The sequence below is a fragment of the Psychrobacillus sp. NPDC093180 genome (genome assembly GCF_044754065.1).
Lineage (GTDB): Bacteria > Bacillota > Bacilli > Bacillales_A > Planococcaceae > Psychrobacillus.
Genome location: NZ_JBIVOJ010000002.1, coordinates 457031 through 481210 on the forward strand (window position 1 = coordinate 457031; position 24180 = coordinate 481210).

The window sequence follows — 24180 nt, forward strand, 5'->3', positions numbered from 1 at the left end:
TAATCAAAAATTAGACAATTCAAAATGTCAGAAATGAACAAATTAATTACCAATGATTCTCAAATGTTAGGTCTATGTAATGATTTTGTTACTATTTTGTAAAAATATTCTCGAAAAACCTGTACAAGTTTCTCTGAAAATGTATAATAATTATTGTAATGAATTTTTCAGACAATTTAAAAGGGGGTTATTCTTTTGAAGAATAGCAAGTTTGCTTGGCTTTTAAGCCTAATGTTAGTTGTTGCTCTTTTCTTAGCTGCTTGTGGCGGCGATAAAGAAGAAGGCACTGAAACAACTACAGACACAACAGATAAAGAAAAAGATGCAACAACAGAAGAAGTAGCAACTGACGAGGAACAAGTTCTTAACTTAATCATGACTGCTGAGATTCCAACAATGGATTCTGCTTTAGTAACAGATGCGGTTGGATTTGATCTACTTAACAACGTAAACGAAGGTTTATACCGTTTAAATCAAGATAATGTTGCTGAGCCTGCAATTGCTGATGGTGAACCAACAGTTTCTGAAGACGGTTTAGTATACACATTCAAATTACGTGATGCTAACTGGTCTGATGGATCTCCAGTAACTGCAAACGACTTTGAATATGCATGGAAACGTGCGATGAACCCAGATACTGCATCTGAGTATGGTCCATATATGATGGATGGCGTTATTAAAAACGCTACTGCAATTATGGAAGGTTCTGTTGAGTACACTGAATTAGGTGTTAAAGCTGTTGATGAAAAAACATTAGAAGTAACACTTGAAAAACCAACACCTTATTTCTTATCACTTATGTCATTTGGAACATTCTTACCACAAAAAGAAGAATTCGTTACAGCGCAAGGTGAAAACTATGCGAAAAATTCTGAAGCACTATTATACAACGGACCATTTACACTTGCTAATTGGGACGGGACAGGATTATCTTGGCAACTACTTAAAAACGAAGAGTACTGGGATAAAGATACTGTAAAATTAACTGAAATCAACTATGATGTTGTTAAAGAACCAGGTACAGGCGTAAACTTGTATTCGGAAGGTCAAAAAGACAAAGCTCCACTTACTGGTGAATTCGCAATGCAATATGCTGCTGATTCAGAACTAATTAACGAATCAGAAACATCTGTATTCTATTTCAAATACAATCAAGAACGCCTTGGAGAAAAAACTCCACTTGCTAACGTAAATATTCGTGAAGCAATGTCTAAAGGTTTCAATAAACAAGATTTAGTAGATGTAGTTTTAGCTAATGGTTCTGTACCAGCGAACTACTTAGTACCAAAAGACTTTACTTTCGATGAAGATGCAAATGATTTCCGTGATGTTAACGGAGATATGGCTGAATTCAATGCAGAAGAAGCAAAAGCTGCATTTGAAAAAGGATTATCTGAACTAGGAGTTTCTGAATTAGAGATCGAACTTCTAAACGGAGATACTGAATCAGCTAAAAAAATGGGTGAATACCTAAAAAATCAATTAGAAACAAACCTACCAGGTTTAACGGTTAAATTAAAAGAAGTTCCATTTAACGTACGTCTAGATCTTGACACAAACCAAGATTATGATATGCAAATTGCTGGATGGGGACCTGACTACCAAGATCCTTATACATTTATGAATTTATGGTTAACAGGCGGCGGTAATAACCAAATGTCTTATTCTAACCCTGAATACGATAAACTAGTAACTTCTTCTGTTAATGAATTAGCTCTAGATCCAGAAGCTCGTTGGCAAGCACTTGCTGATGCTGAAAAACTTCTTATTGAAGAAGATTTCGGAATCGGACCAATTTACCAGCGTGGATTAATGTTCCTTCAAAAACCATATGTTAAAGGTATTGTTGCTCACCCATTCGGTGGAGACTATAGCTACAAATGGGCTTATATTGAAGGTAAAAACTAATTTAGTGAATGTTTAAAATCACATAGTTTGAGAGTATATGGTATCCGTATTGGACCATATACTCTCTTTTTAAATGAATCAGAATTCACCAAATATTTTATTTTTTAAATTTAGTTTTGACAATAATAGAGTTTATCTGTTTATATATACTAGTAGAGTTTTAAAATTATAGAAATATATTATTTAGGAGGTGCAAAGATGACAAAATATATGATCCGACGTATCGTTTATATGTTTATTACCCTTTTCTTGATTGCGTCAGCAACATTTTTCTTAATGAAGGCGCTTCCAGGATCCCCGATTAGCTCTGCTCCAAAACTATCCCCTTCACAACTTGCGATGGTGGAAGCGAAATATGGATTAGATGAACCGGTTCCTGTGCAGTACGCAAAATATATGCTCAACTTGGCTAAAGGTGACTTAGGTAACTCATTCCAGTTTAAAAATGCCAGTGTAACAGAATTAATCATGAACCGTTTAGGTCCATCTGTTTTAATTGGAACACAAGGTTTGATTTTAGGTGTAGCTATAGGTATTTTGTTAGGTATGATTGCAGCATTAAGGCAGAATACTGTATGGGATTATGGTAGTACGTTAATAGCTATCATCGGTATTTCTATTCCATCTTTCGTTTTTGCAACATTGCTTCAATATTGGTTAGCAGTGGAATGGGGTCTCTTCCCTGTAGGTTTATGGAAAGATGGTTGGATGTCGAGCATATTGCCTTCGATAGCATTAGCAATGGGGCCACTTGCAACAGCATCTCGATTCATCCGAACAGAAATGATTGAAGTGTTGAGTTCAGATTACATTACTTTAGCAAAATCTAAAGGGGCTAGCGGATTTGAAATTGCATTCAAGCATGCTTTCCGTAATGCATTAATTCCTCTTGTCACTGTTTTAGGACCGCTTGCTGCTGGTTTAGTTACAGGCTCGCTTGTAATTGAACAAATCTTTGCAATACCGGGTATCGGGGAACAATTTGTTAAAGCGATTACGTCCAATGACTTCTCGATTATTATGGGAACAACATTATTTTACTCTGTATTGTTAATTGTCATAATATTCGTAGTAGACGTCCTTTATGGAATAATTGACCCTCGTATTCGTTTATCAGGAGGTAGTAAATAATGAGTTTAGATATTAAAAAAATACCTGCTGAATCTTTTGAAAGAGTTCAAATTGATAGTAGTCATGCTGAAAGAATTACGAAGCCGTCTTTAAGTTTTTGGCAAGACGCTTGGTTACGAATTCGGAAAAACAAGGCTGCTATTGCAAGCATATTTATATTAGTGTTTATCATTATTATGGCATTTGTGGGACCGATGGTTAGTCCCCATGATGCTGAGACCCAAACGATTACACATGCCAACCTACCTCCAAAAGTTCCTGGACTGGAGAAACTAGGAATCTTCGATGGTGTTGGTACTTTAGCAGGTAAAGAAGTAGATTTATATGAAATGAAAAAAGTAGATACGTATTATTGGTTTGGAACGGACGGATTAGGACGAGACATGTTCTCAAGAGCTTGGGAAGGAACGCAAATATCATTATTAATCGCTTTTGTAGCAGCGGTAATAGACATGGTTATTGGTGTCGCATATGGTGGTATTTCTGGTTACTACGGCGGTCGTACCGACGATATAATGCAACGTATTGTAGAAATATTATATGGTATTCCTACATTAGTTATCGTAATTTTGATGTTATTAGTTATGGAACCAGGCGTCACCGCGATAGTTATTGCGATTACGCTCACTGGTTGGATCGGTATGTCACGTATTGTCCGAGGGCAGGTTTTGAAATTTAAGAACCAAGAGTTTGTGCTTGCTTCACGAACTTTGGGTGCGGGTAATGGACGTATCATATCCAGGCATATATTACCGAATATCTTAGGAGTAATCATTATTAATACAATGTTTACCATTCCAACGGCGATTTTCTTTGAAGCCTTTCTAAGTTTTATCGGATTAGGACTTCAGGCACCAGATGCGTCTTTGGGTACACTTATTAATGATGGGTATAAAGTAATTCGCTTCCAACCACACATTTTATTGTATCCATCGATTATTTTAAGTTTGTTAATGATTGCATTTAACTTACTTGGTGATGGTTTACGTGATGCATTTGATCCGAAGATGAAAGACTAAAGGAGGAAAGCGAAAATGGAGAAAGTATTAGAAGTAAAAGACCTAGAGCTTTCCTTCCATACGTTTGCAGGAGAAGTGAAAGCAATTCGTGGCGTTAACTTTGATTTATTAAAAGGAGAAACGCTTGCAATCGTTGGAGAGTCTGGTTCAGGTAAATCCGTAACAACTAAGTCAATTATGCGCTTATTGCCTGAACATAGCTCTGAATTTAAAAATGGGCAGATTTTATTTAACGGCAAAGATCTAACGAAGCTGACAGACAGAGAAATGCAAAAGATTCGTGGAAAAGATATCTCAATGATTTTCCAAGATCCAATGACTTCTTTGAATCCTACGATGCCTATCGGAAAACAAATTATGGAACCGATTTTAAAGCACCGTAATGTAAGTAAATCAGTGGCTCATAAAGAAGCAGTCGATTTACTTCGTCTAGTAGGTATGCCTAAACCAGAAGCTCGTATGAAGCAATATCCGCATCAGTTTTCTGGTGGGCAACGCCAACGTATCGTAATTGCCATTGCATTAGCATGTAATCCACAAGTATTAATTGCGGATGAACCAACTACTGCTCTAGACGTAACGATTCAAGCACAAATTTTAGAGTTAATGAAGGATTTACAAAAGAAGATTAATACATCGATCATCTTTATTACCCATGATCTTGGTGTAGTGGCGAATGTCGCAGACAGAGTTGCTGTTATGTATGGTGGGAAAATTGTTGAAATCGGAACAGTAGATGAAATTTTCTATAATCCGCAACATCCATATACATGGGGATTATTAAGTTCTATGCCGTCGCTGGATACGGCAGAAGAGAAACTTTATGCAATCCCGGGAACACCTCCAGATTTATTGTCACCTCCTAAAGGTGACGCTTTCGCTCTTCGTAGTGATTATGCAATGAAAATCGACCTGGAGGAAGTTCCACCATTTTTTAAAGTGAGTGATACACATTATGCGGCAACTTGGTTATTACACCCAGATGCTCCGCAAGTAGATCCACCTTTAGCAATACGCGAGCGTATGAAAAAATATCCAGGCAGTCGTTACTATGAAGGAACGGAAGGAGGTACTTACTAATGGCTGAAAAATTACTCGAAATCAAAAATTTAAAGCAATATTTCAATCAAGGTAAGCCAAATGAAGTTCGTGCGGTAGATGATATAAGCTTTGATATTTATAAAGGGGAAACATTAGGTCTAGTTGGTGAGTCAGGTTGTGGTAAATCAACGACTGGGCGTACAATCATACGTTTATATGATGCAACTGATGGTCAAGTAATTTACGATGGTGTAAATGTACATGACAAAAAATCTAAAAAAGATTTAAAAGAATTCAACCGCAAAATGCAAATGATTTTCCAAGATCCATATGCATCTCTAAATCCACGTATGAAAGTACTGGATATTATTGCAGAAGGGTTGGATATTCATGGACTTGTGAAAAATCCAAAAGAACGAAAAGAAAAAGTAGTAGAACTTTTAGAAACTGTTGGGTTAAATCGCGAACATGCGGATCGTTATGCACATGAATTCTCAGGTGGACAACGCCAACGTCTTGGAATAGCAAGAGCGCTTGCTGTTAATCCTGAATTTATTATTGCGGACGAGCCTATTTCTGCACTTGACGTTTCGATTCAAGCACAAGTTGTAAACTTACTAAAAGAACTGCAAGAAGAAAAAGGCTTAACTTATTTATTCATTGCACATGACTTGTCTATGGTAAAATACATTTCTGACCGTATTGGCGTAATGTATTTTGGTAAACTTGTCGAGCTAGCTACAGCTGAAGAATTGTATGCAAATCCAATGCATCCATATACGCAGTCTCTACTATCAGCTATTCCACTTCCAGATCCAGATTATGAGCGCACTCGTGTACGTAAATCGTATGATCCTGCCAATCATAATTATCAAGATGGAGAAGAAATTGCGATGAGAGAAGTAACGCCTGGACATTTTGTTTATTGCTCTGAAAAAGAGTTAGAATCATTAAGAGCTATTTCCAGTTCCAAATAATATAATCATCGGTCATTCATACAAGAATGGCCGATTTTTTTTTAGATAAACTAAAATATTTGTGTATTTCTATAAAGTGACGGCAATCTCTTCAATACAGTCTTTAATTGTTGGTATAACTAGAATAGTATATAATAAAGTTACTAATTATTTTGTAGACTATTGTAATTTAAATAGATATAAATCATAAGAATAGATGGGGATTCATTATGTATCAAGATGTTCTTTTACGTAATAACGTAAATATCACAGGCAAAGGCCCACGGACAATGTTGTTTGCTCCGGGCTTCGGATGTGACCAAAATATGTGGAGGTTAGTGGCTCCTGCTTTTGAAGAAAACTATCGTATCATTCTTTTTGATTATGTGGGTTCAGGGAAATCTGATTATAATGCTTACGATACTAGTAAATATAGCGATCTTTATGGATATGCAAACGATTTAGTGGAAATATGTGCTGCACTGGATTTGAAAGAAATAACTTTTGTTGGACATTCAGTTGGTAGCACCATTGGAATGTTGGCTTCTATACAAAAGCCAGATCTATTTGAACATCTCATCATGATAGGTCCATCGCCTCGTTATCTGAATGATCAACCTGATTATAATGGTGGATTTGAGAGAGAGGAACTGGAAGGGTTGATCGATATGATGGAGATGAATTATATCGGCTGGTCAAATTACCTTTCAAAGGTCATTATGAAAAATCCTGATCGTCCAGAGCTTTCGAAAGAATTAGAGGAAAGCTTTTGTTCAACAGATCCAACGGTTGCTCGTCAATTTGCAATTGCTACTTTCTTTTCTGATAACCGAGAAGACTTGAAAAAAGTTTTGGTGCCATCGCTTATTCTTCAATGTTCTGAAGATGTAATTGCTCCCATTGAAGTAGGAAATTACATGCATCGCCATCTGCCAAAAAATACGTTACGTTTTATGGAGGCTACTGGGCATTGTCCACATATGAGCCATCCGGAAGAAACCATTCGTTTAATTAGAGAATATTTGACTGTCGGCTATGTGAGTACACTTAGTAAGGAGTAGATTATTTGATAGATGAACAATTGAATTATGCTCCATGTGGTTACTTATCACTTTCTGATGAGGGCATCATTCGCACAATCAATCAAACTTTGCTTAGTTTACTTGGCTTTGATGACCTATATGAGTTGAAGGGAAAACACGTTAACACCATTCTAACGGTTCCTAGCAAATCATTTTATCAGCTTTACTTTTTTCCTATTATTAAGCTACAGGAACGCGTAGAGGAGATGTACCTTACATTCAAGTCGAAAACCAATGATGATATTCCATTCCTTCTTAATGCAATACGCAAAAATCGAAATGGTGAAATCGTCAATGATTGTATGTTATTTCAAATAAAGAAACGCTACGAGTATGAGCAATCCCTCCTTGCGGTCAAAAAGGAGACAGAAGCACGCAACCGTGTTAAGAGAGAGCAAATAGCCGAGTTAGATCTTCTGAGAAGGGAATTGGAGTTTAAGCAAAAAGAACTGCTAGAAGTAAACGCACAATTAGAAAAGTTAGCTGCTACCGACGGACTGACTGGCCTTAAGAATAGGCGAAGTTTACAAGAAGATTTAGCCTCTAATATCGCTTTATTTACAAAAAAATCGCAATCCCTTTCATTATTGCTATTAGATATAGATCATTTCAAAAAGATCAACGACAACTATGGGCATTTAACAGGTGACAAGGTTCTTCAAGGATTAGGAATAATCCTGAAAGAGGAGTTAAGAGAAGGAGATGTTGCAGCTCGTTATGGTGGAGAGGAATTTGCATTGATTCTTCCTGATGCCGATCAAACGATTGCCCAGAAAATAGCTGAAAGAATTCGGCTACGTGTAGAGGGTGCTTGCTGGATAAACCAACCTGTCACCATAAGTATTGGAATCGCAATACTTATAACAGGAGATACAGTTAGTTCCCTTCAATCCCGAGCGGATCGGGCACTTTATTCCTCAAAAAACCGAGGTCGTAACCAGGTCACGCATGCTAACCACTACAATGATTAATATCAATGCCAGTGAAAGGAAACATAAATATAGAAGAAAAACGGAGTTGGTCAACGGACTACTCCGTTTTCTGTGTATAACCTAGGAATAGTAATTGTTTATTCCTCATGTAGTTAAGGTAATTAATAATAGAAAGGTGATGGATAGTGGTTCCCTTATAGAGCTTTTTACGACGTATTATCTATAATAAGTAAGCACAACCTAGGAGAAGTGATCGTAACATTATAAGCACTATTTCCCTTTCATTCATTGTTTAGTATTGTTAGAATAAAGGAACACTAAGGAAAGAAAGGAGAATTTTATGAAGAAGCCTATTAAAATACTAGCCTCATTGAGTGTAGCAGCCGCTGTACTATTACCTACAACAGTATTTGCGGAATCTAAACTATTCGCAGAAGATTTTTCCACAAAAGAGTTTAGTTTAAAACCGATTGATGAGAAGGTCATTACAACATCCAAACTATTCATATACGACTCCGGACTAACATTTAACTATCCTGATGCGGTGAGAGGAGTATATGTAACGGGACATTCAGCAGGTGGCTCCAGATTTGCGGATTTAGTCAATTTATTAGATGAGACAGAGCTAAATGCGATGGTAATCGATATTAAAGACGACTTTGGTAACTTAACCTATATTCCCAATGAAGAATCATCGCTTACGAAATATGAGATTGGTAAGCCATACATAAAAAATCCACGGGCTATGCTAGAAACTTTGGAAGAGAAAGAAATATATCCAATAGCACGTGTTGTTGTTTTTAAAGATACGGAGCTAGCAGAAAGAAAGCCCGAATGGTCGTTTGTGGAAGGATCTTCTGTCTGGAAAAATGGAAGAGGGGAATCATTCGTAAACCCTTTTCTACAAGAAGTATGGGATTATAATGTCGAAATTGCTATAGAAGCCGCGAAGATGGGCTTTAAAGAAATCCAATTTGACTATGTGCGATTCCCTGAAGGATTTGAAAATAGAGAAGATGTATTAAAGTACTCCATGGGAAAATATGAAAATTCTCAAGAAGACCCTGTTCAACGAAGAGTTACAGCGGTTACGGATTTTGTTGCATATGCAAAAGAAAAGCTAAAACCTTATGGTGTACAAGTATCAGTAGATATTTTCGGATACTCTGCTACATTACCGGAAGCGCCTGGAATTGGACAAAACTTCTCTAAGATATCCGAAAATGTAGACGTTATTTCTTCCATGATTTATCCAAGTCATTGGACACCTTATTTTGGTATAGCAAAACCGGATTTAGAGCCATATCGCTTAGTACAAGAATATGCAAAAGTAGAAAATGCAAAATTAGCAGAATTAGAAAACCCACCAGTATCAAGGCCATGGCTTCAAGATTTTACTGCTTCGTACCTAGGTGCTGGCAATTATCAAACATATGGTAAAGAGGAAGTAGAAGAACAAATAAAAGCATTAAATGAAGCAGGTATTAAGGAATTCCTACTTTGGAATGCAGGAAATAAGTATTCTCCTGGCGTTGACTATACACCTTAAATAAGAAAAGATAGGATTATAAAAAATCCTATCTTTTTTTATTTTTATGAAACTTTATTTCATGAAAAACGTATTAGTTAGTGTAACAGTTATTTTCATTAGCCTTCTTCTAAATGAGAATGTAAAAAAATTTCATTATAATGTTTATACCAGAAAAAAGAAGGGTATAATAAAAGCATCTATAAAAATTCTTTCTAGAATGTAAGTATAGCTTATATATTCAACGAATTTGTGACAGCTTCATCTAGAGAGTAAATTTTTCTTATAAACATATTTTAAATGACTATAATTTGGTGTATACTGAAAAAGTAAAGAATTACATTAAATTAATTATAAACTACTTCATATAACACAACTACCAATTGAAAGGAAGTGTTTTTAAATGATGGTTACGTTATTTACCTCACCAAGTTGTACTTCATGTAGAAAAGCAAAAGCATGGTTAGAAGAACATGATATTCCATATATGGAGCGTAATATTTTTTCTGAACCACTTACAATAAGCGAAATAAAAGAAATTTTACGAATGACAGAGGATGGAACAGATGAAATTATTTCAACTCGTTCTAAAATATTCCAGAAGCTAAATGTAGATGTGGAAAGCCTTCCTTTACAACGTTTATATGAGCTAATTCAAGAACATCCTGGGCTACTTCGTAGACCAATAATATTAGATGAAAAACGTCTACAAGTTGGCTATAACGAAGACGAAATTCGTAGATTTTTACCTAGAAAAGTTCGTGCATATCAGTTACTTGAAGCACAAAGGCTTGTGAACTAAAAGTTAATCAGCTGATTATTTTCAAAGAACTTTTGAAAATAGTCAGCTTTTTTTTGCTTGCATTAAAGCATAAATTTTCTTACAATTCATTTGTGATTAATTATTTGAAAAGAAAAGTTGGAATCCTTTTCTTTTTTTCACAAACAACATACAATAGTAGTAGACACTACATGATTGAGACGGTAGGAAGCGAAAGGAGATGTGTTAAATGGATATCGAACGTATCAATGACAACACTTTCAAAGTATACATTTCATACATCGACATTGAAGAAAGAGGCTTCAGCCGAGATGAAATATGGTTTAACAAAGATAAGAGCGAGCAGCTTTTTTGGGAGATGATGGATGAGGTTCATGATGATGACCATTTTGAAGAATTAGATGGCCCGTTATGGATACAAGTTCATGCGATGGAAAAAGGCTTGGAAGTGATTGTCACTCGAACGGAAATAGGAAAACATGAGGAACGATCAGATGATTTTGAAATGGATGACCTGTCAAATAAAATTTTCAAAAATGGTGTCTCTAGTTCTTTAGGAACTCACGAATTTGATGAGTTTTCGCATTACATGGATGATGGGGAAGAAATATCTTCAGAGTACACATTCGTGTTTGAGAACTTTGATGATTTACTAGTTCTAGCAAAAAAAATGGATAAAGTAGATTTCCAAACATCCTTGTATCATTACGAAGAAAAGTATTACTTACATTTAATTTTTAATTCGGAAACAACAGAATTTGAAACTGTTTTAAATACACTAAGCGTTATTTCTGAATTTGCAAGTAGTACAAAAACTACTATTCATATGATTCAAGAATATGGAAAAGAAATCATTGTAAATGACGTATTCCAAGAGCTAAACAGGCATTTTTAACCTTCCGTAAAACGAAGGTTTTTTTTTTCTTGATTTTTTCACTGAAAATTCGTACATTAGTGAGTAGAGGTGATGACCATACTAACGGCACAAACAAAACAAGGTGAAATAATCATATCTGCCAACTATTCACGACAGTTTTTAAACGATTTAAAAGGCAAAAGTACATTTCAGTGCCTTCAGTGTAAGGAAGAAGTAATATTGAAAAGCGGCCCCATAAAAATTCCCCATTTTGCACATAAACGAAGATCTGAATGTATACATTCTTTTTCAGAAGGTGAAAGTGAAGACCACTTGAATGGCAAATTACAATTGCACACGTTTTTCCAACAGCGTAATAGCAAGCCTCAACTAGAGTCATACATCCCTAATATTAAACAAAGACCAGATATTTTAGTTCACTACAATCATTCCCAGGTAGCTGTTGAATATCAATGTAGCCACATATTACCTTCTATCATTGAAGATCGTAACAGAGGCTATAAGCAACACCAAATAGAACCCCTATGGATATTGAGGACACCAACCATTTCAGAGTTCCCACCTCAAGAAATAGGAATCATGCAATTATCCGCATTTCGTCAGCAATTTTTCCTGGAAACCCCCACCAATGGGAAAATGATTATATCCTACTGTCCCCAAACAAAGTTCTTTCACTATATTTCCAATCCAGTTCATATCCAATCAAATAAGTATATCGTCAAAGTAAAAAAGCTGCCGATGGAGAAGCAAACTTGGCCATTTGCAGTTGTCAAACGGCTATCTGATAAAGAGTACGCCATGTATTTCAACATGTATAGAAAGCAACGTTTTAAGCATATAAATAATTTGTATTTCTATAATAGAAAAGGAGTTCAAAATCCGTTTTTAGAAGTATGCTATAGATGGAGAATGTCTCCCAGAGAAATACCAATTTTCATAGGAATTCCTACGGCATTTGCAGAATCATTTCATGTACATGCAGTGGAGTGGCAAATACAATGGATTGACTATTTAAATCAAATTAAAGTCCCTATTGAGGAAGCGAATCGAGCACATTGTGAAGTATTTCTACTATATCGTCCAATCGGTCTTAAACAGCCTTCTCCTATCCACTTAAAAGCTGTCCAAACCTATTTGTCGATCCTACAGGAATGTCTCATAAAATCAGACACTGACATTTATAAATGGAAGGTTAATAGATCAAAAATGTATAAGCTTCTATACAGTGATTTCCTTGCAAAGTGACCTGAAAATTGAGAAAATAATTAGTGATACGAATTTCGTAACAAATGGAAGGGGAGTTCATCTTGACAACAGAAACAAACAACAAAGTATTAACGCGTGAGGAAGTAGAAGAGCATCTAACTTGGAAATTAGAAGACATTTTTCCTTCCAATGACGCTTGGGAAAAAGAATTCCAAGATGTAGCTAAATTAGCTGAGAAAGCAGCAGCATTTCAAGGGACTATTGCAAATGGTGCGAATGCTTTGTTAGAGGTACTAACTTATCGTGATGAACTTACAGGGCGTTTACGTAAGCTCTATACTTATGCTCATATGCGCTCTGACCAAGATACAGCAAATAGCACTTATCAAGCGATGGACAGCCGTATTAAATCGCTATATGTAAAAGTTTCTACGGAACTATCATTTTTAGTGCCGGAAATTTTATCATTAGATGAGTCAACTCTTTCTACCTACTTATCTGAAAACAGTGATTTACAATTATACCGCCAACTTTTAGAAGAAATTAATCTAGAACGTCCACACGTACTTCCTAAAGAACAAGAAGCATTACTTGCACAGTTTTCAGAAGTGGCTGGTTCACCGTCGGATACATTCGGTAAGTTAAACAATGCTGATTTGGAATTTCCATCGATCAAAGATGAAGATGGCAATGAAGTACAACTCACTCACGGACGATATTCACGCTTTTTAGAAAGTGAAGATGGTCGTGTACGAGAGGACGCATTTAAAGCGATGTATGAAACATATGGCAAGTTCCGTAATACATTTGCATCTACTTTAGCTGGGAATGTAAAAGGGGATAATGTAAACGCTAAAATTAGAAAATACGCTTCTGCTCGTGAAGCAGCTATGTCGGGAAATCATATTCCTGAAAGCGTCTACGATAATTTAGTCGGAACGGTCAATAAAAACGTTCATCTGCTCCATAAATATGTTAGCTTACGAAAAAAAGTACTAGGATTAAATGAGCTCCATATGTGGGATTTATATACACCACTTGTAAAAGAATTAAAAATGGAATATACGTATGAGGAAGCTTGCGATGCAATGTTAAAAAGCTTTGCACCGCTTGGAGAAGAATATGTATCGATCGTAAAACAAGGTTTAGAAAATCGTTGGGTAGATGTAGTTGAAACGAAAGGAAAGCGCTCTGGAGCATATTCTTCCGGTACGTATGGTACAAACCCATACATTTTGATGAACTGGCAAAATAATGTAAACAATTTGTTTACATTAGCACATGAATTTGGCCATAGTATTCATAGTTACTATACTCGCGCAAACCAACCGTATGTGTATGGTGATTACTCTATTTTCGTAGCAGAAGTAGCATCTACTTGTAATGAGGCATTACTGAATGATTATTTATTAAAAACAATTGAAGATCCTAAAAAACGTATTTACTTGCTAAATCATTGGTTAGATGGATTCCGTGGAACTGTATTCCGTCAAACCATGTTCGCAGAGTTTGAGCACATTATCCATCAGCTTGACCAAGACGGAGAAGCATTAACAGCGGATAAGCTAACGGAAGAGTATTATAAACTAAATCAAAAATATTTTGGCGATGATATCGTCATTGACGAGCAAATTGGATTAGAGTGGGCGAGAATTCCTCATTTCTATTACAATTATTACGTGTATCAATATGCGACTGGTTTAAGTGCTGCTACCGCATTAAGCAATCAAATTTTAACAGAAGGTCAACCAGCTGTAGACCGTTATATAAATGAATTCTTAAAAGCAGGTTGCTCGGATTATCCAATTGAAGTGTTGAAAAAAGCTGGCGTAGATATGAACACAGCTGCTCCTATCGAAGAAGCATGTCGAGTATTTGAAGAAAAGCTAAATGAACTAGAACAATTACTTTTAGCAGAATAAAATAATTGGAAGAAGGCTAAACTGAAGATTCATCCAGTTTGGCCTTTTTTGTTGGTTAGGAAACAGTGGAATATTTAAGATATGTAGATAACTTTTTTAGAATAGCATTATAGGATTCTGCGCGGCTGCGCTTCGCTTTCCAAGGGGGAGCGACTGCCTGGCTCGCGCCACCGTACTAAATCCCTCTAATTAAGTAGTTGCAGAATAAGTATCTCCAGAAAGTGGATAAGGGCAACCAAATAGCAGTGAAAGCAACCAGTCCTAGCCTAAGAGCAACCAAGCGATAGTTGAGAGCAACTAGAGGCAGTCTGAAAGCAACCAAATTACCCCTGAGAGCAACCAATTATTAATAAAACAAGTATACTTGGAGTGAGACGCCGATAATAATAGCGCATTATTGGGCATTGCTTTACAAAAAGCATCGACTTTGTAGGATTTGTCGCATTCAGAGGCTAGTTTATCGCAGCCACAGTGGATATTGTCGCACCCCACCATTTATTGGATTTACCCAGTTCAGAAACTGTTTAATAGTTGGTTTTTAGCAAGCCGATACTGAATAAACAAGCAGTTATTGATTTTCACTGCAGCCGTCGATTCCTGTGAAGGCCAACAGGACGTTGGTTTCAAAGTCGTTGCCACACGATGTGGCGCTCTTAGCCTTTGTTCCTTGGGCTAATGAGACATTCCAACGACGCCCAAAGCGGCGGGGATGGCTCATCGCTCCCCCCACGGAAAGTGTACGACTGTAGGGAAAATCATAGCGGTCACCTAATAGAAATTTCTACCGCTCAGTTTCCCTATTAGGTGCATTATCCATGCAACAAGGGCATTAAAGCTCACCTAAAATCTAGTCAGGTGAAGACTTAAAAAGGTATGACGTCTAATGTATGACGAATTTGTGAAAATGCAAGCTAATATATTGTATTTATTTAGGGAGCATGTTAAAGTAAGAGTGTGAAATAAATCACAAGATAACATACACCCCTTTGTTTGAACGTGAACATTTCTCCCATCCCCTTTGTAAAACGAAAAGACCCTTTCCTAACTGAGGAAAGGGTCTTTTCTATTTGAAAAAGAAATTGTTTTAATTTCTCTACAAGATAAATTGAAATTGGTGATATGCTCTGGGTCTAAAGCATACTAAAAACATACAACCGGAAAATAGGATTCAATTTAAATGCCAATGCCCCATGAAAATTGGTTAATCAACAGACATGGAAAGAGTGTATACATATATGAAATCGGGCAAAGAAAAGCTCCTCATCGATTGTAGATGAGGAGCTTTTCTTAGTTATTTTTTAATCGCCATATGACAACATCGGGTAATACTAATCTTTCAACTTTTTGAAGTAAAAGTAGCTTTTTCAGTTCTCGTTCAGCTTGTTGTTCGGAAATATTATAATAGCTAGCAATTTCATTTGTCGTTAGGGAATGGAATCGATCAAAAAGCTTTTCGAGTGCTGGTGGTTGTTGTACTTCCGGTATTTCATAGAGCATTTCTTGTAATATTTGTACATAAATTTCATAAGGATAAATGCCTGATACTTTTATACCTTCATCTTCTATGTTTTCATTAAAAAATACGATACTTGGAAATGTGGTGACATCCATTTCAGAAGTGATGGATAAATCACTTTGGAAAGAGCGTGCACATTCTCTTGATTTAAAATCTTGTGTGAACTCTTCTACATCAATGTTGACTTTGCTTGCTATTTCTTGCAAAACAGAAAGGGAAGTAACATTTTTTGTTTTAATGAAAAGGTATTCTTGTATTTTATTGAAAAAACGAAGAGCAGCCTTTTTCCCTTGAAACTCTGCAGCTTTTACTGCAATGGAAGGGAATACAGAATGCTCTATATCCGGAAACTCACAATGGATCTGCTTTTTTTCTTCCTTTGACGTGTTGCAGACAGTATTTAAATTATTCAACTGTGTACTTAGTACCGTTCTAATCGTAAAATATTGTCCGTATTGAACTTGCAATTTCCGAATAATCGGTTGCATTTCCCAACAAGCTGAGCAAAGGGGATCTAGAAATACATACATTTCAAGTGGCTTGTTTACTAAAGGAGATGTAATCGGTTCAGTCGGAATGAGTATTCTTGTCACTATTGTTCCTCCTCATGACTCATTTGATTGACCATGTGGTTGGCAGTAAGCTCCAGTCTTCGATAGAAAGTTTCACGCACTTTACCTTCTAGACCAACAGTGTCCATTGCAGCTCTCATGCAAGAAAGCCAAGCTGTTGCTCTCTCAGGTGTAATCGGGAACGGATTATGACGCATTTTCATCATTGGATGTCCATGCTCTTCTGTATATAAATTGGGACCACCCAGATATTGTGTTAAAAATTGTTTCTGTTTTCTAGCGGTCTCGGTTAAATCATCTGGAAAAATAGGCTTTAGCAATGGATGTTTTGCAACATTACTGTAAAACGTATCGACAAGCTCGGATAGTTTCTCTGCTCCAATCTCATCGTAAGGAAGTATTGGTTTTTGTGTCATAATTCGTTACTCCTTTGTTTTAGCACTAATATCATTCTATCAATCCCAAAGAATTATCTCAAATAATTAGATTGCCATATAAAAACGACCTGAAAAGGTCGTGGCGATATTATGCTTGGTAATAGTTTAATACTTTTTGAACATAATTTTGTGTTTCTTTATATGGGGGGATTCCGCCATATTTTTTTACTGCTCCCGGTCCTGCGTTATAGGCAGCGAGTGCTACTTCGGTGTCCCCATTAAACTGATCGAGCATTTGGCGTAAGTACTTTGCACCGCCCATGACATTTTGCTCGGGGTCTAAAATATTCGCTACACCTAAGTATTTGGCTGTACCAGGCATCAATTGCATTAAACCTGATGCACCAGCTGAACTTACAGCTGATGGATTAAAATTAGATTCTTGTTTAATGACAGATGATATTAGTTTCTCTGGTACATTATAGTATTTCGCTGCACGCTTTATAATGTCATCAAAATCGGAGGATTTCATCGTTTCTAAAGGTGCATAATTAGCAATAGCATTCATTAAACTTTCATTTTGAAATGCAAGGTTTGAAGGCTTAAAAACAGGGGAATTGCCATTATAATAGAGGGAGTTCCCGTTGCCCAAAGCCGTATTATTTTCATCGCTTTGTAGTACCTGTCCTAACATGTCAGAAAATAAGGATGCAGGTGAAGTGTTTAGCGAACTTTGTACACTTCCGAGCGTCTGCATTGCATTTATTTCCATGAGTGTTTTAAGGGATTGAATATCCATTAGGTATCAACCTTTCAACGAATTGTTATATTTCATAAGGCGAGCAATTTTTTTATCAGTAGTTCGGAGGGGAATATGGTTTTCTTCTAATAATTGTAGAAAAACCTTCTGCCCATTTTCGACGTCTCCACATTCATATTCTACCTCAAAATCTTCTATACGACTATAAAAGGAGTGATCCAAAAAAAGTGTACCTTTTTTGTACGCGATTTGTGCTCGATCTGTTTGCATACGTCCGATACATGTTAATGGTCCTTTATCTTTTATTTGCTCCAAAAATGAGACAGCAGGGAAGCATGATTCGTCAATAATAGCATCACGTTCATCATTGGATAGTACGACAGTTTTTTCTTCCATTACATGTTCCTGTACTGGTATTTTTAAAGTTAATTCATTGCGGTTAGGTAATACGCGTAATCTAAATCCCATTTTGTTTTCTTTAAAATAGCTTTCTGGTGTATCAAAATAGTAATTTGTTTGTGTTTGGAAGTTGGTAGATGTTAAGCCTAAAAAGGAAACTAATCCTTGAAATTCTTCTTTTGTAAGTAGGTTCTTAAATTCGATTTCACGTTCAGAGTGCACAATTTCACTACCTTTCTTATTATTTCTATTATAGACGGTTTGCAAGGAGTTTCAATATGTTAAAATAGTGAAAGAATGGACAGAAAGGAAAGATTTATTTTGCCTATTACTTATAACGTGCACAGTGGCGTGCAACTAGAAAATGATATACGTTTTACATTAGAGGTAACACCGGACAAACCAAGTATAAATGCGGGAGGCCGAATGATTACCGATTCCGACTCGTTGTCATTTGTGTACCTATTAGAAGATGAAGATGGGTATCATTATGTAAAATTTGGACAAGATGTATGGCCATTATTAGTTAATACATTAAAAGCGGAAGATGATCCGACATTACAGTTCGGAAATATTGAACTAACCTTAAAAAATTTTAAGGAAGAACTGGAAATGCTGATTTTTAATATTGAAGGCAATGATAACTATGGTGTCGAATTTTCCAAAGCGGTAGAAGAAGCGTTTGAAGAAATATTAAAAGCATGAGTGAAATGTAGGTGAGTATATGGGTCAATGGGAACGTTTTTTAGAGCCTTACAAGCAAGCAGTTTCCGAGTTAAAAGTAAAGCTAAAAGGAATGCGCACACAATATGAAATTGAAAATACAAACTCGCCAATAGAATTTGTTACGGGACGTGTTAAGCCGCTTGCAAGTATTTATGACAAGTCACTTATTAAAGGTATCGCATTCGAACCTTCCGAGACGTTAGCAAAAGAAATACCTGATATTGCTGGCCTTCGTATGATGTGCCAGTTTGTCGATGATATCGAGCATGTGGTAGAACTACTACGTGCAAGAAAAGATATTAAAGTGGTAGAGGAACGAGATTATATTTCTCATAAAAAGCAAAGCGGATACAGGTCGTATCATGTCATTATTGATTATCCGGTTCAAACAATTCATGGAGAAGTCCATATTTTAGCGGAAATACAAATCCGGACACTTGCCATGAATTTTTGGGCGTCAATTGAACATTCGCTAAATTATAAGTATAAAGGGATATTTCCAGAGGAGATAAAAAAACGTCTGCAGTATGCAGCGGAAGCAGCTTTTCGTTTAGATGAAGAAATGTCGTTAATACGCGGTGAAATACAAGATGCCCAAAAATATTTTAGTGAATATAAAGAGCTATCTACACCAAGAATTCATGAAGGCCAAAAAGAAGAAAGGGGACGTGCGTGATGAAATTTTTTATTCAATCACGAAATGATGACTTATCCAATCGCTTAATGGAAAAGGCTAAAAAGTATTTAGTTGATTTTGGATTAGTATTGGATGAGGAAAACCCTGATATTGTTTTATCGATAGGTGGAGATGGAACGTTATTACATGCTTTCCACAAATATAAGCATTTAACGCGTACTGTTGCTTTTGTCGGTATTCATACGGGGCATTTAGGTTTTTATGCAGACTGGAAACCAGTAGAAATCGAAAAGCTCGTCATTAGCATTGCCCAAAAAGAATTCGAAGTCATTGAATATCCTCTCCTAGAAGTTACGATTAACTATCGACATGAAGAAGATAGCTCCGTGTATCTTGCTGTTAATGAATCGACTGTAAAATCTCCGGATGTAACATTAGTGATGGATGTTGAGTTAAATGGCAAGCCCTTTGAACGATTTAGAGGAGACGGGCTATGTATGTCCACACCATCTGGCAGTACAGCCTATAACAAAGCGCTAGGTGGGGCGATCGTGCATCCTTCTTTAGAAGCAATGCAACTTGCAGAAATTGCATCTATTAATAATCGGGTTTTCCGGACAGTTGGCTCTTCTCTTGTATTACCTAAACATCATACCTGTTTATTGAAGCCGGTAAAAGGCCCAGATTTTATGGTGACGATCGATCATTTACATTTACTACACAAAGATGTGCAGTCGATAAAGTACCGGGTGGCGGACGAAAAAATTCGTTTTGCAAGGTTCAGATCGTTTCCGTTTTGGCAACGAGTTCACGATTCCTTCATTGATAGTGACCTGAAAAATGATTAATCAACGAATAACTTTATCTTTTGAAATAAAAGAAGCTCCAGTGATACTTCGAGATGCCATCAAACAGTATGGTATTTCGAAAAAAGCGTTGACTAGTATTAAATATGAAGGCGGCAAGATACTTGTTAATGGGGAAGAAAAAACGGTTAGGCATACTTTGGAAACCGGCGATATCGTGACAATCATATTTCCAGAGGAGAAGAAAAGCGAAGGCTTAATCCCGCAAAAAGGAGATTTCCCCATTCTATTTGAAGATGATCATATATTAATTTTTTCAAAAGAGGCGGGGCTCAGCACGATCCCTTCACGTGAACATCCACGCGGAACAGTTGCGAATTTCTTGGCAGGCTATTTTGCTGAAAGTGGGATCTCCTCTACTGTTCATATCGTGACCAGACTAGATAAAGATACTTCGGGAGTAATCTGTGTCGCAAAGCATCGCCATGCGCATCACTTATTGAGTGAGATGCAAAAAGCAGGCACCATTTCCAGAGACTATGAAGCAATTGTACATGGATTTATAAAAGAAGATGCCTTTACTATTGATGCTCCGATCGGGCGAAAAGATGGCAGTATTATTGAACGTTTCATATCGCCAGAAGGCAAAAATGCTAAAACCTCTGTACAAGTTTTAAATCGCTTTCACTTGGAAGGTGAAGAACTAACACATGTTAGATTGCAGTTGCATACTGGTAGAACGCATCAAATTCGTGTACATATGATGTCAATTGGACATCCTTTAATAGGAGACGATTTATATGGTGGCAGCTTAAAATTCATACAAAGACAAGCTTTGCACGCTAGAGAGCTAAAATTAATCCACCCATTTTCAGGCGAATCATTAAAAATAACTTCTCCTTTTCCACAAGATATGGAGAATATTATACCTTTTAAAACCACTAAATAATCCTGTCTAACAGGGAATTTAGTGGTTTTCTCCATTTAGTGTGGGGATACTACGTAGTAAAGCCGCTTAATTGTATTGGCGGTTCTAGGAGGAGCGTTTCAGAATGATTTCCCGGGGAATAATACAAGTTGGAGCAACACCCTTTTTTATGTGAAAGAGGTTGCTTATTCGTTTTTAAGCCCATACAATGAGAGAGGAACATTGGAAGGAGGGAAAAGTGTGAAAGAAGAAATGAATCAACTACAATTAGAAGAATCAAATTTAATTGATTTCTTAAGTAATGATTTAATGGATGCATTTAGAGAAGAATTTATGCAGTTACATCCATACGATCAATCGCTATTTTTTGAAAAGGTGGATCCAGAAATACGAAAGAAAATCTTTCATTACCTATCTCCTCAAGAAATGGCCGAGCTGTTTGAAGCGACAAAATTTGAAGAAGAACAATATGATTTTTACTTAAAGGAAATGGACAAAACCTATGCAGCAGACATGCTTTCCTATATGTACGCTGATAATGCAGTTGATGTACTGAATGAGTTAGGGAAAGATCAAGTCGCTAGCTATTTAAGTATAATGGATGTAGAATCTGCACAAGAGATTAAAGACCTTCTCCATTATGAGGAATATACAGCAGGATCAATTATGACAACTGAATATGTTGCCATTCCAGAAACCTCCACATGTCGGTCTGCAATGACCATACTTAGAAACGAAGCACCCAAAGCTGAAACGATTTATTATATGTTTGTTGTAAGTGAGGATCATCAATTAACTGGGGTTATTTCCCTTCGCGATTTAATCATTGCAGATGAAGATACGCTTATTAAAGATATTATGAACGAACGCGTCGTTAGCGTTTTAGTTAGTGCTGATCAAGAAGAAGTAGCACATATGATTAAAGACTATGATTTCTTAGCAGTACCGGTAGTCGATTTTGAACAACATCTACTTGGGATCGTTACAGTCGATGATATTATTGACGTATTAGATGAAGAAGCATCGGATGATTACTCCAAACTTGCCGGTGTATCGGATATGGACACATTTGATAAAAATCCATTTCAAGCAGCCAAGAAAAGACTGCCATGGCTTATTATTTTATTATTTTTAGGAATGATGACTGCAAGTCTGATGAGTGTGTTTACAGAAACGTTAGAAAAAGTTGCATTACTCGCGGTTTTTATCCCATTAATATCAGGTACCGCTGGAAATAGTGGTACTCAGGCTTTAGCTGTTGCTATTAGAGGGATTGCTACAGGGGATATTGAGAAGCAAAGTAAGCTGAAACTGCTTGCTAGAGAGGCTGGGACCGGTTTAACTACAGGAATATTATGTGGAATTATTGTAGTAGGTATTGTTTTCTTTTGGAAGCATGATCTTTTAATTGGATTATTAGTCGGGGCAGCGATCTTTGTTTCTATTTTTGTAGCGACAATTTGTGGTTCGTTTATTCCTTTATTGATTCAGCGTATGAAAATAGATCCAGCTGTTGCATCGGGACCGTTTATTACTACAATCAATGATGTCATTAGTATTTTAATTTATCTTGGCCTTGCGACGGTCTTTATTTCTTCATTACAGGTGTAGTTCACATTATTTTAGCTAAATGCATAAAGTAAAGGAAAAAGGATGTGGCTGTGAACATTTATAATGATCCTTTAATCTATATAAAAGGTCCGCCGGTTTTCCATCTTCCTCCTCGTGAAAAAGTGGATATACAAATGGAAGAGCAAGTGATAGAAAAAGTCCAAGAACAAGTGCGAGTGCAAGATGAAAGCACTTCTATCTATGAATTACGTACGAGTATGACCGATAAGACAGTAGCCATTTTTGAAAAGCTAAAATTTTTAGCGAAACCATTTCAGCGAAAAGTATATCGTCCATTAGTATTCCATTTTGAGGATGGTTCGCTGCTTCAAGGTGAAGTGGAAAAAGTAGAAGACGGGCGAGTAACTTTTTTTGTTGGAGCAGGAGAACTTATGACGTATCCAGTTGAACAAGTAGAAAGAATTATATGGCGTGGAGTAGAAATGAAATAAAAAGAGCAAACTATCCTTCAAAAGGGTAGTTTTTTTATATATAAAATAATCTTATCTATCTTTACCAAGATAACTTTCATTTGTCTTGCGTAGTAAGTCTATAAGCTACCTCGTGCAGACGAGTGGGACTCTACTACTGCAAAATTCGCTCTAAGGGCAACTCATCCAGTTGGGATTCAAATGTGCAGCTTTGCTTATTAATAACTTGTCTTAATCTTTGGTGTCTCACTTCAAATAAGTTGGTTGTTTTAAGAATTGATTGCTTTCAAAGAATAATCTGTTGCTCTTAACCATTTATTGGATTTATACTTACGAAAAACTGTTGGAGATTTTGTTTTTAGCGAGTCGATACTAAATAAGTATGTATAAAATTCTACAACAAAACCGTTCGGGATTGGCCCGAACGGAATAGACACTACGAGATGAAACGATCAGTCACATACATTTAAAAATACATCTGCTACACATTCAATAGCACAGAAACAATTTAAATCTACTGTAATACAGCTGCCTGTCAATCTAAAGTTACGTACTTTACAAAGTTTTCTCAAATTAATTTTTGTACCACATTCAGATAATAAATCAACTTCATGTCTATTGGAATCAAGTGGTTCTAACACACGTAATGTTGCACAACAACCGTCAAAAATATCTTCTACACGGAAATAGACGGAAATACAATCATTATCGCAGTTATCTGTGTCACGGAAAAATGCTTTAAAAGGATCGCCATCCTTAGTTAACAACATGAAAACTCGTGTGTCTGCTCGATGACGAGCGGCAGGACTTACAAGACCTCCAAGTGGTTCTAAGAAACAGTTTGTAGGACATTGCGGACAATCATCATTTGTTGCTTGATCTTGGATGTCTTTAATAGCACGAACAACATCACAAACGCACCCTCTATCATGTCTCGTAACATCAGTTACGTCTTCATTTCTTCCACAACCCATTTTGTTTCACCTCCTTTGTTATCTCTTTCTAACTTATGTAAGATCCCTACTTCGAATAGG

The 24180-nt window shown here is 36.5% G+C and carries 23 protein-coding genes; 18 read left to right on the plus strand and 5 right to left on the minus strand.

Features of this window, described 5'->3' with window-relative positions; genetic code table 11:
* Positions 1 to 195: 195 nt before the first annotated feature.
* The 12 genes from ACIP9W_RS05165 to pepF all read left to right on the plus strand — a co-directional run bounded on the left by ACIP9W_RS05165 (position 196) and on the right by pepF (position 14383).
* Positions 196 to 1908, plus strand: coding sequence for a peptide ABC transporter substrate-binding protein (locus ACIP9W_RS05165; RefSeq protein WP_400786750.1), 1713 nt, complete (start codon positions 196 to 198; stop codon positions 1906 to 1908).
* A 198-nt stretch (positions 1909 to 2106) separates the two neighbouring features.
* On the plus strand, positions 2107 to 3039 hold the full coding sequence (opp3b, locus tag ACIP9W_RS05170) for an oligopeptide ABC transporter permease (RefSeq protein ID WP_400786752.1): 933 nt from the start codon (positions 2107 to 2109) through the stop codon (positions 3037 to 3039).
* Complete coding sequence (gene opp3C, locus ACIP9W_RS05175) at positions 3039 to 4058, plus strand: oligopeptide ABC transporter permease (RefSeq protein ID WP_400786755.1); 1020 nt, start codon at positions 3039 to 3041, stop codon at positions 4056 to 4058. The genes opp3b and opp3C overlap by 1 nt, the downstream gene beginning before the upstream one ends.
* 15 nt (positions 4059 to 4073) lie before the next feature.
* Positions 4074 to 5138, plus strand: a complete 1065-nt coding sequence (locus ACIP9W_RS05180) for an ABC transporter ATP-binding protein (RefSeq protein ID WP_400786757.1) — start codon at positions 4074 to 4076, stop codon at positions 5136 to 5138.
* Positions 5138 to 6076, plus strand: coding sequence for an ABC transporter ATP-binding protein (locus ACIP9W_RS05185; RefSeq protein WP_142537513.1), 939 nt, complete (start codon positions 5138 to 5140; stop codon positions 6074 to 6076). The genes ACIP9W_RS05180 and ACIP9W_RS05185 overlap by 1 nt, the downstream gene beginning before the upstream one ends.
* Before the next feature lie 209 nt (positions 6077 to 6285).
* On the plus strand, positions 6286 to 7116 hold the full coding sequence (locus tag ACIP9W_RS05190) for an alpha/beta fold hydrolase (RefSeq protein WP_400786759.1): 831 nt from the start codon (positions 6286 to 6288) through the stop codon (positions 7114 to 7116).
* A gap of 5 nt (positions 7117 to 7121) precedes the next feature.
* The gene (locus tag ACIP9W_RS05195) at positions 7122 to 8108 is read left to right on the plus strand and encodes a GGDEF domain-containing protein (RefSeq protein WP_400786760.1); all 987 of its coding nucleotides are present in this window, start codon (positions 7122 to 7124) and stop codon (positions 8106 to 8108) included.
* Between the two features lie 301 nt (positions 8109 to 8409).
* Positions 8410 to 9618, plus strand: coding sequence for a putative glycoside hydrolase (locus ACIP9W_RS05200; protein ID WP_400786762.1), 1209 nt, complete (start codon positions 8410 to 8412; stop codon positions 9616 to 9618).
* Between the two features lie 385 nt (positions 9619 to 10003).
* Positions 10004 to 10399, plus strand: a complete 396-nt coding sequence (gene spxA / locus ACIP9W_RS05205; protein ID WP_282246332.1) for a transcriptional regulator SpxA — start codon at positions 10004 to 10006, stop codon at positions 10397 to 10399.
* A gap of 208 nt (positions 10400 to 10607) precedes the next feature.
* Positions 10608 to 11273, plus strand: coding sequence for an adaptor protein MecA (gene mecA, locus ACIP9W_RS05210; RefSeq protein WP_400786764.1), 666 nt, complete (start codon positions 10608 to 10610; stop codon positions 11271 to 11273).
* Positions 11274 to 11345: 72 nt separating this feature from the next.
* The gene (locus ACIP9W_RS05215; protein WP_400786766.1) at positions 11346 to 12500 is read left to right on the plus strand and encodes a competence protein CoiA; all 1155 of its coding nucleotides are present in this window, start codon (positions 11346 to 11348) and stop codon (positions 12498 to 12500) included.
* 62 nt (positions 12501 to 12562) lie between these two features.
* Complete coding sequence (pepF, locus tag ACIP9W_RS05220; RefSeq protein ID WP_400786768.1) at positions 12563 to 14383, plus strand: oligoendopeptidase F; 1821 nt, start codon at positions 12563 to 12565, stop codon at positions 14381 to 14383.
* A gap of 1287 nt (positions 14384 to 15670) precedes the next feature.
* Here the strand turns inward: pepF and ACIP9W_RS05225 are convergent.
* The 4 genes from ACIP9W_RS05225 to ACIP9W_RS05240 form a co-directional block, all read right to left on the minus strand.
* Complete coding sequence (locus ACIP9W_RS05225) at positions 15671 to 16492, minus strand: ClpXP adapter SpxH family protein (protein WP_282246018.1); 822 nt, start codon at positions 16490 to 16492, stop codon at positions 15671 to 15673.
* Positions 16492 to 16887 (minus strand): globin domain-containing protein, encoded by a 396-nt coding sequence (locus tag ACIP9W_RS05230; protein WP_282246017.1) that lies wholly within the window; start codon positions 16885 to 16887, stop codon positions 16492 to 16494. Before ACIP9W_RS05230 ends, ACIP9W_RS05225 begins: the two co-directional genes overlap by 1 nt.
* A 109-nt stretch (positions 16888 to 16996) precedes the next feature.
* Complete coding sequence (locus ACIP9W_RS05235; RefSeq protein ID WP_400786771.1) at positions 16997 to 17647, minus strand: lytic transglycosylase domain-containing protein; 651 nt, start codon at positions 17645 to 17647, stop codon at positions 16997 to 16999.
* Between the two features lie 6 nt (positions 17648 to 17653).
* On the minus strand, positions 17654 to 18229 hold the full coding sequence (locus tag ACIP9W_RS05240; protein ID WP_400786773.1) for a CYTH domain-containing protein: 576 nt from the start codon (positions 18227 to 18229) through the stop codon (positions 17654 to 17656).
* 99 nt (positions 18230 to 18328) lie between these two features.
* On the opposite strand from ACIP9W_RS05240, the gene ACIP9W_RS05245 reads away from it, so the two are divergent.
* The 6 genes from ACIP9W_RS05245 (at position 18329) to ACIP9W_RS05270 (ending at position 23167) form a co-directional block, all read left to right on the plus strand.
* Positions 18329 to 18712, plus strand: a complete 384-nt coding sequence (locus ACIP9W_RS05245; RefSeq protein WP_400786775.1) for a UPF0738 family protein — start codon at positions 18329 to 18331, stop codon at positions 18710 to 18712.
* 19 nt (positions 18713 to 18731) lie between these two features.
* Positions 18732 to 19409: a GTP diphosphokinase gene (yjbM, locus tag ACIP9W_RS05250; RefSeq protein ID WP_282246009.1), complete on the plus strand. Its 678-nt coding sequence runs from the start codon at positions 18732 to 18734 to the stop codon at positions 19407 to 19409.
* Positions 19409 to 20218, plus strand: a complete 810-nt coding sequence (locus ACIP9W_RS05255; RefSeq protein WP_282246007.1) for an NAD kinase — start codon at positions 19409 to 19411, stop codon at positions 20216 to 20218. Before yjbM ends, ACIP9W_RS05255 begins: the two co-directional genes overlap by 1 nt.
* On the plus strand, positions 20211 to 21125 hold the full coding sequence (locus ACIP9W_RS05260) for an RluA family pseudouridine synthase (RefSeq protein WP_400786777.1): 915 nt from the start codon (positions 20211 to 20213) through the stop codon (positions 21123 to 21125). The genes ACIP9W_RS05255 and ACIP9W_RS05260 overlap by 8 nt, the downstream gene beginning before the upstream one ends.
* A 231-nt stretch (positions 21126 to 21356) precedes the next feature.
* Positions 21357 to 22715, plus strand: coding sequence for a magnesium transporter (gene mgtE / locus ACIP9W_RS05265; RefSeq protein ID WP_400786888.1), 1359 nt, complete (start codon positions 21357 to 21359; stop codon positions 22713 to 22715).
* 50 nt (positions 22716 to 22765) lie between these two features.
* Positions 22766 to 23167 (plus strand): hypothetical protein, encoded by a 402-nt coding sequence (locus ACIP9W_RS05270; protein ID WP_282246003.1) that lies wholly within the window; start codon positions 22766 to 22768, stop codon positions 23165 to 23167.
* Positions 23168 to 23598: 431 nt separating this feature from the next.
* Here the strand turns inward: ACIP9W_RS05270 and ACIP9W_RS05275 are convergent, their stop codons facing one another.
* A complete protein-coding gene (locus ACIP9W_RS05275; protein ID WP_400786780.1) occupies positions 23599 to 24120 on the minus strand; it encodes a CotY/CotZ family spore coat protein in 522 nt (173 codons plus the stop codon).
* Positions 24121 to 24180: the final 60 nt, after the last annotated feature.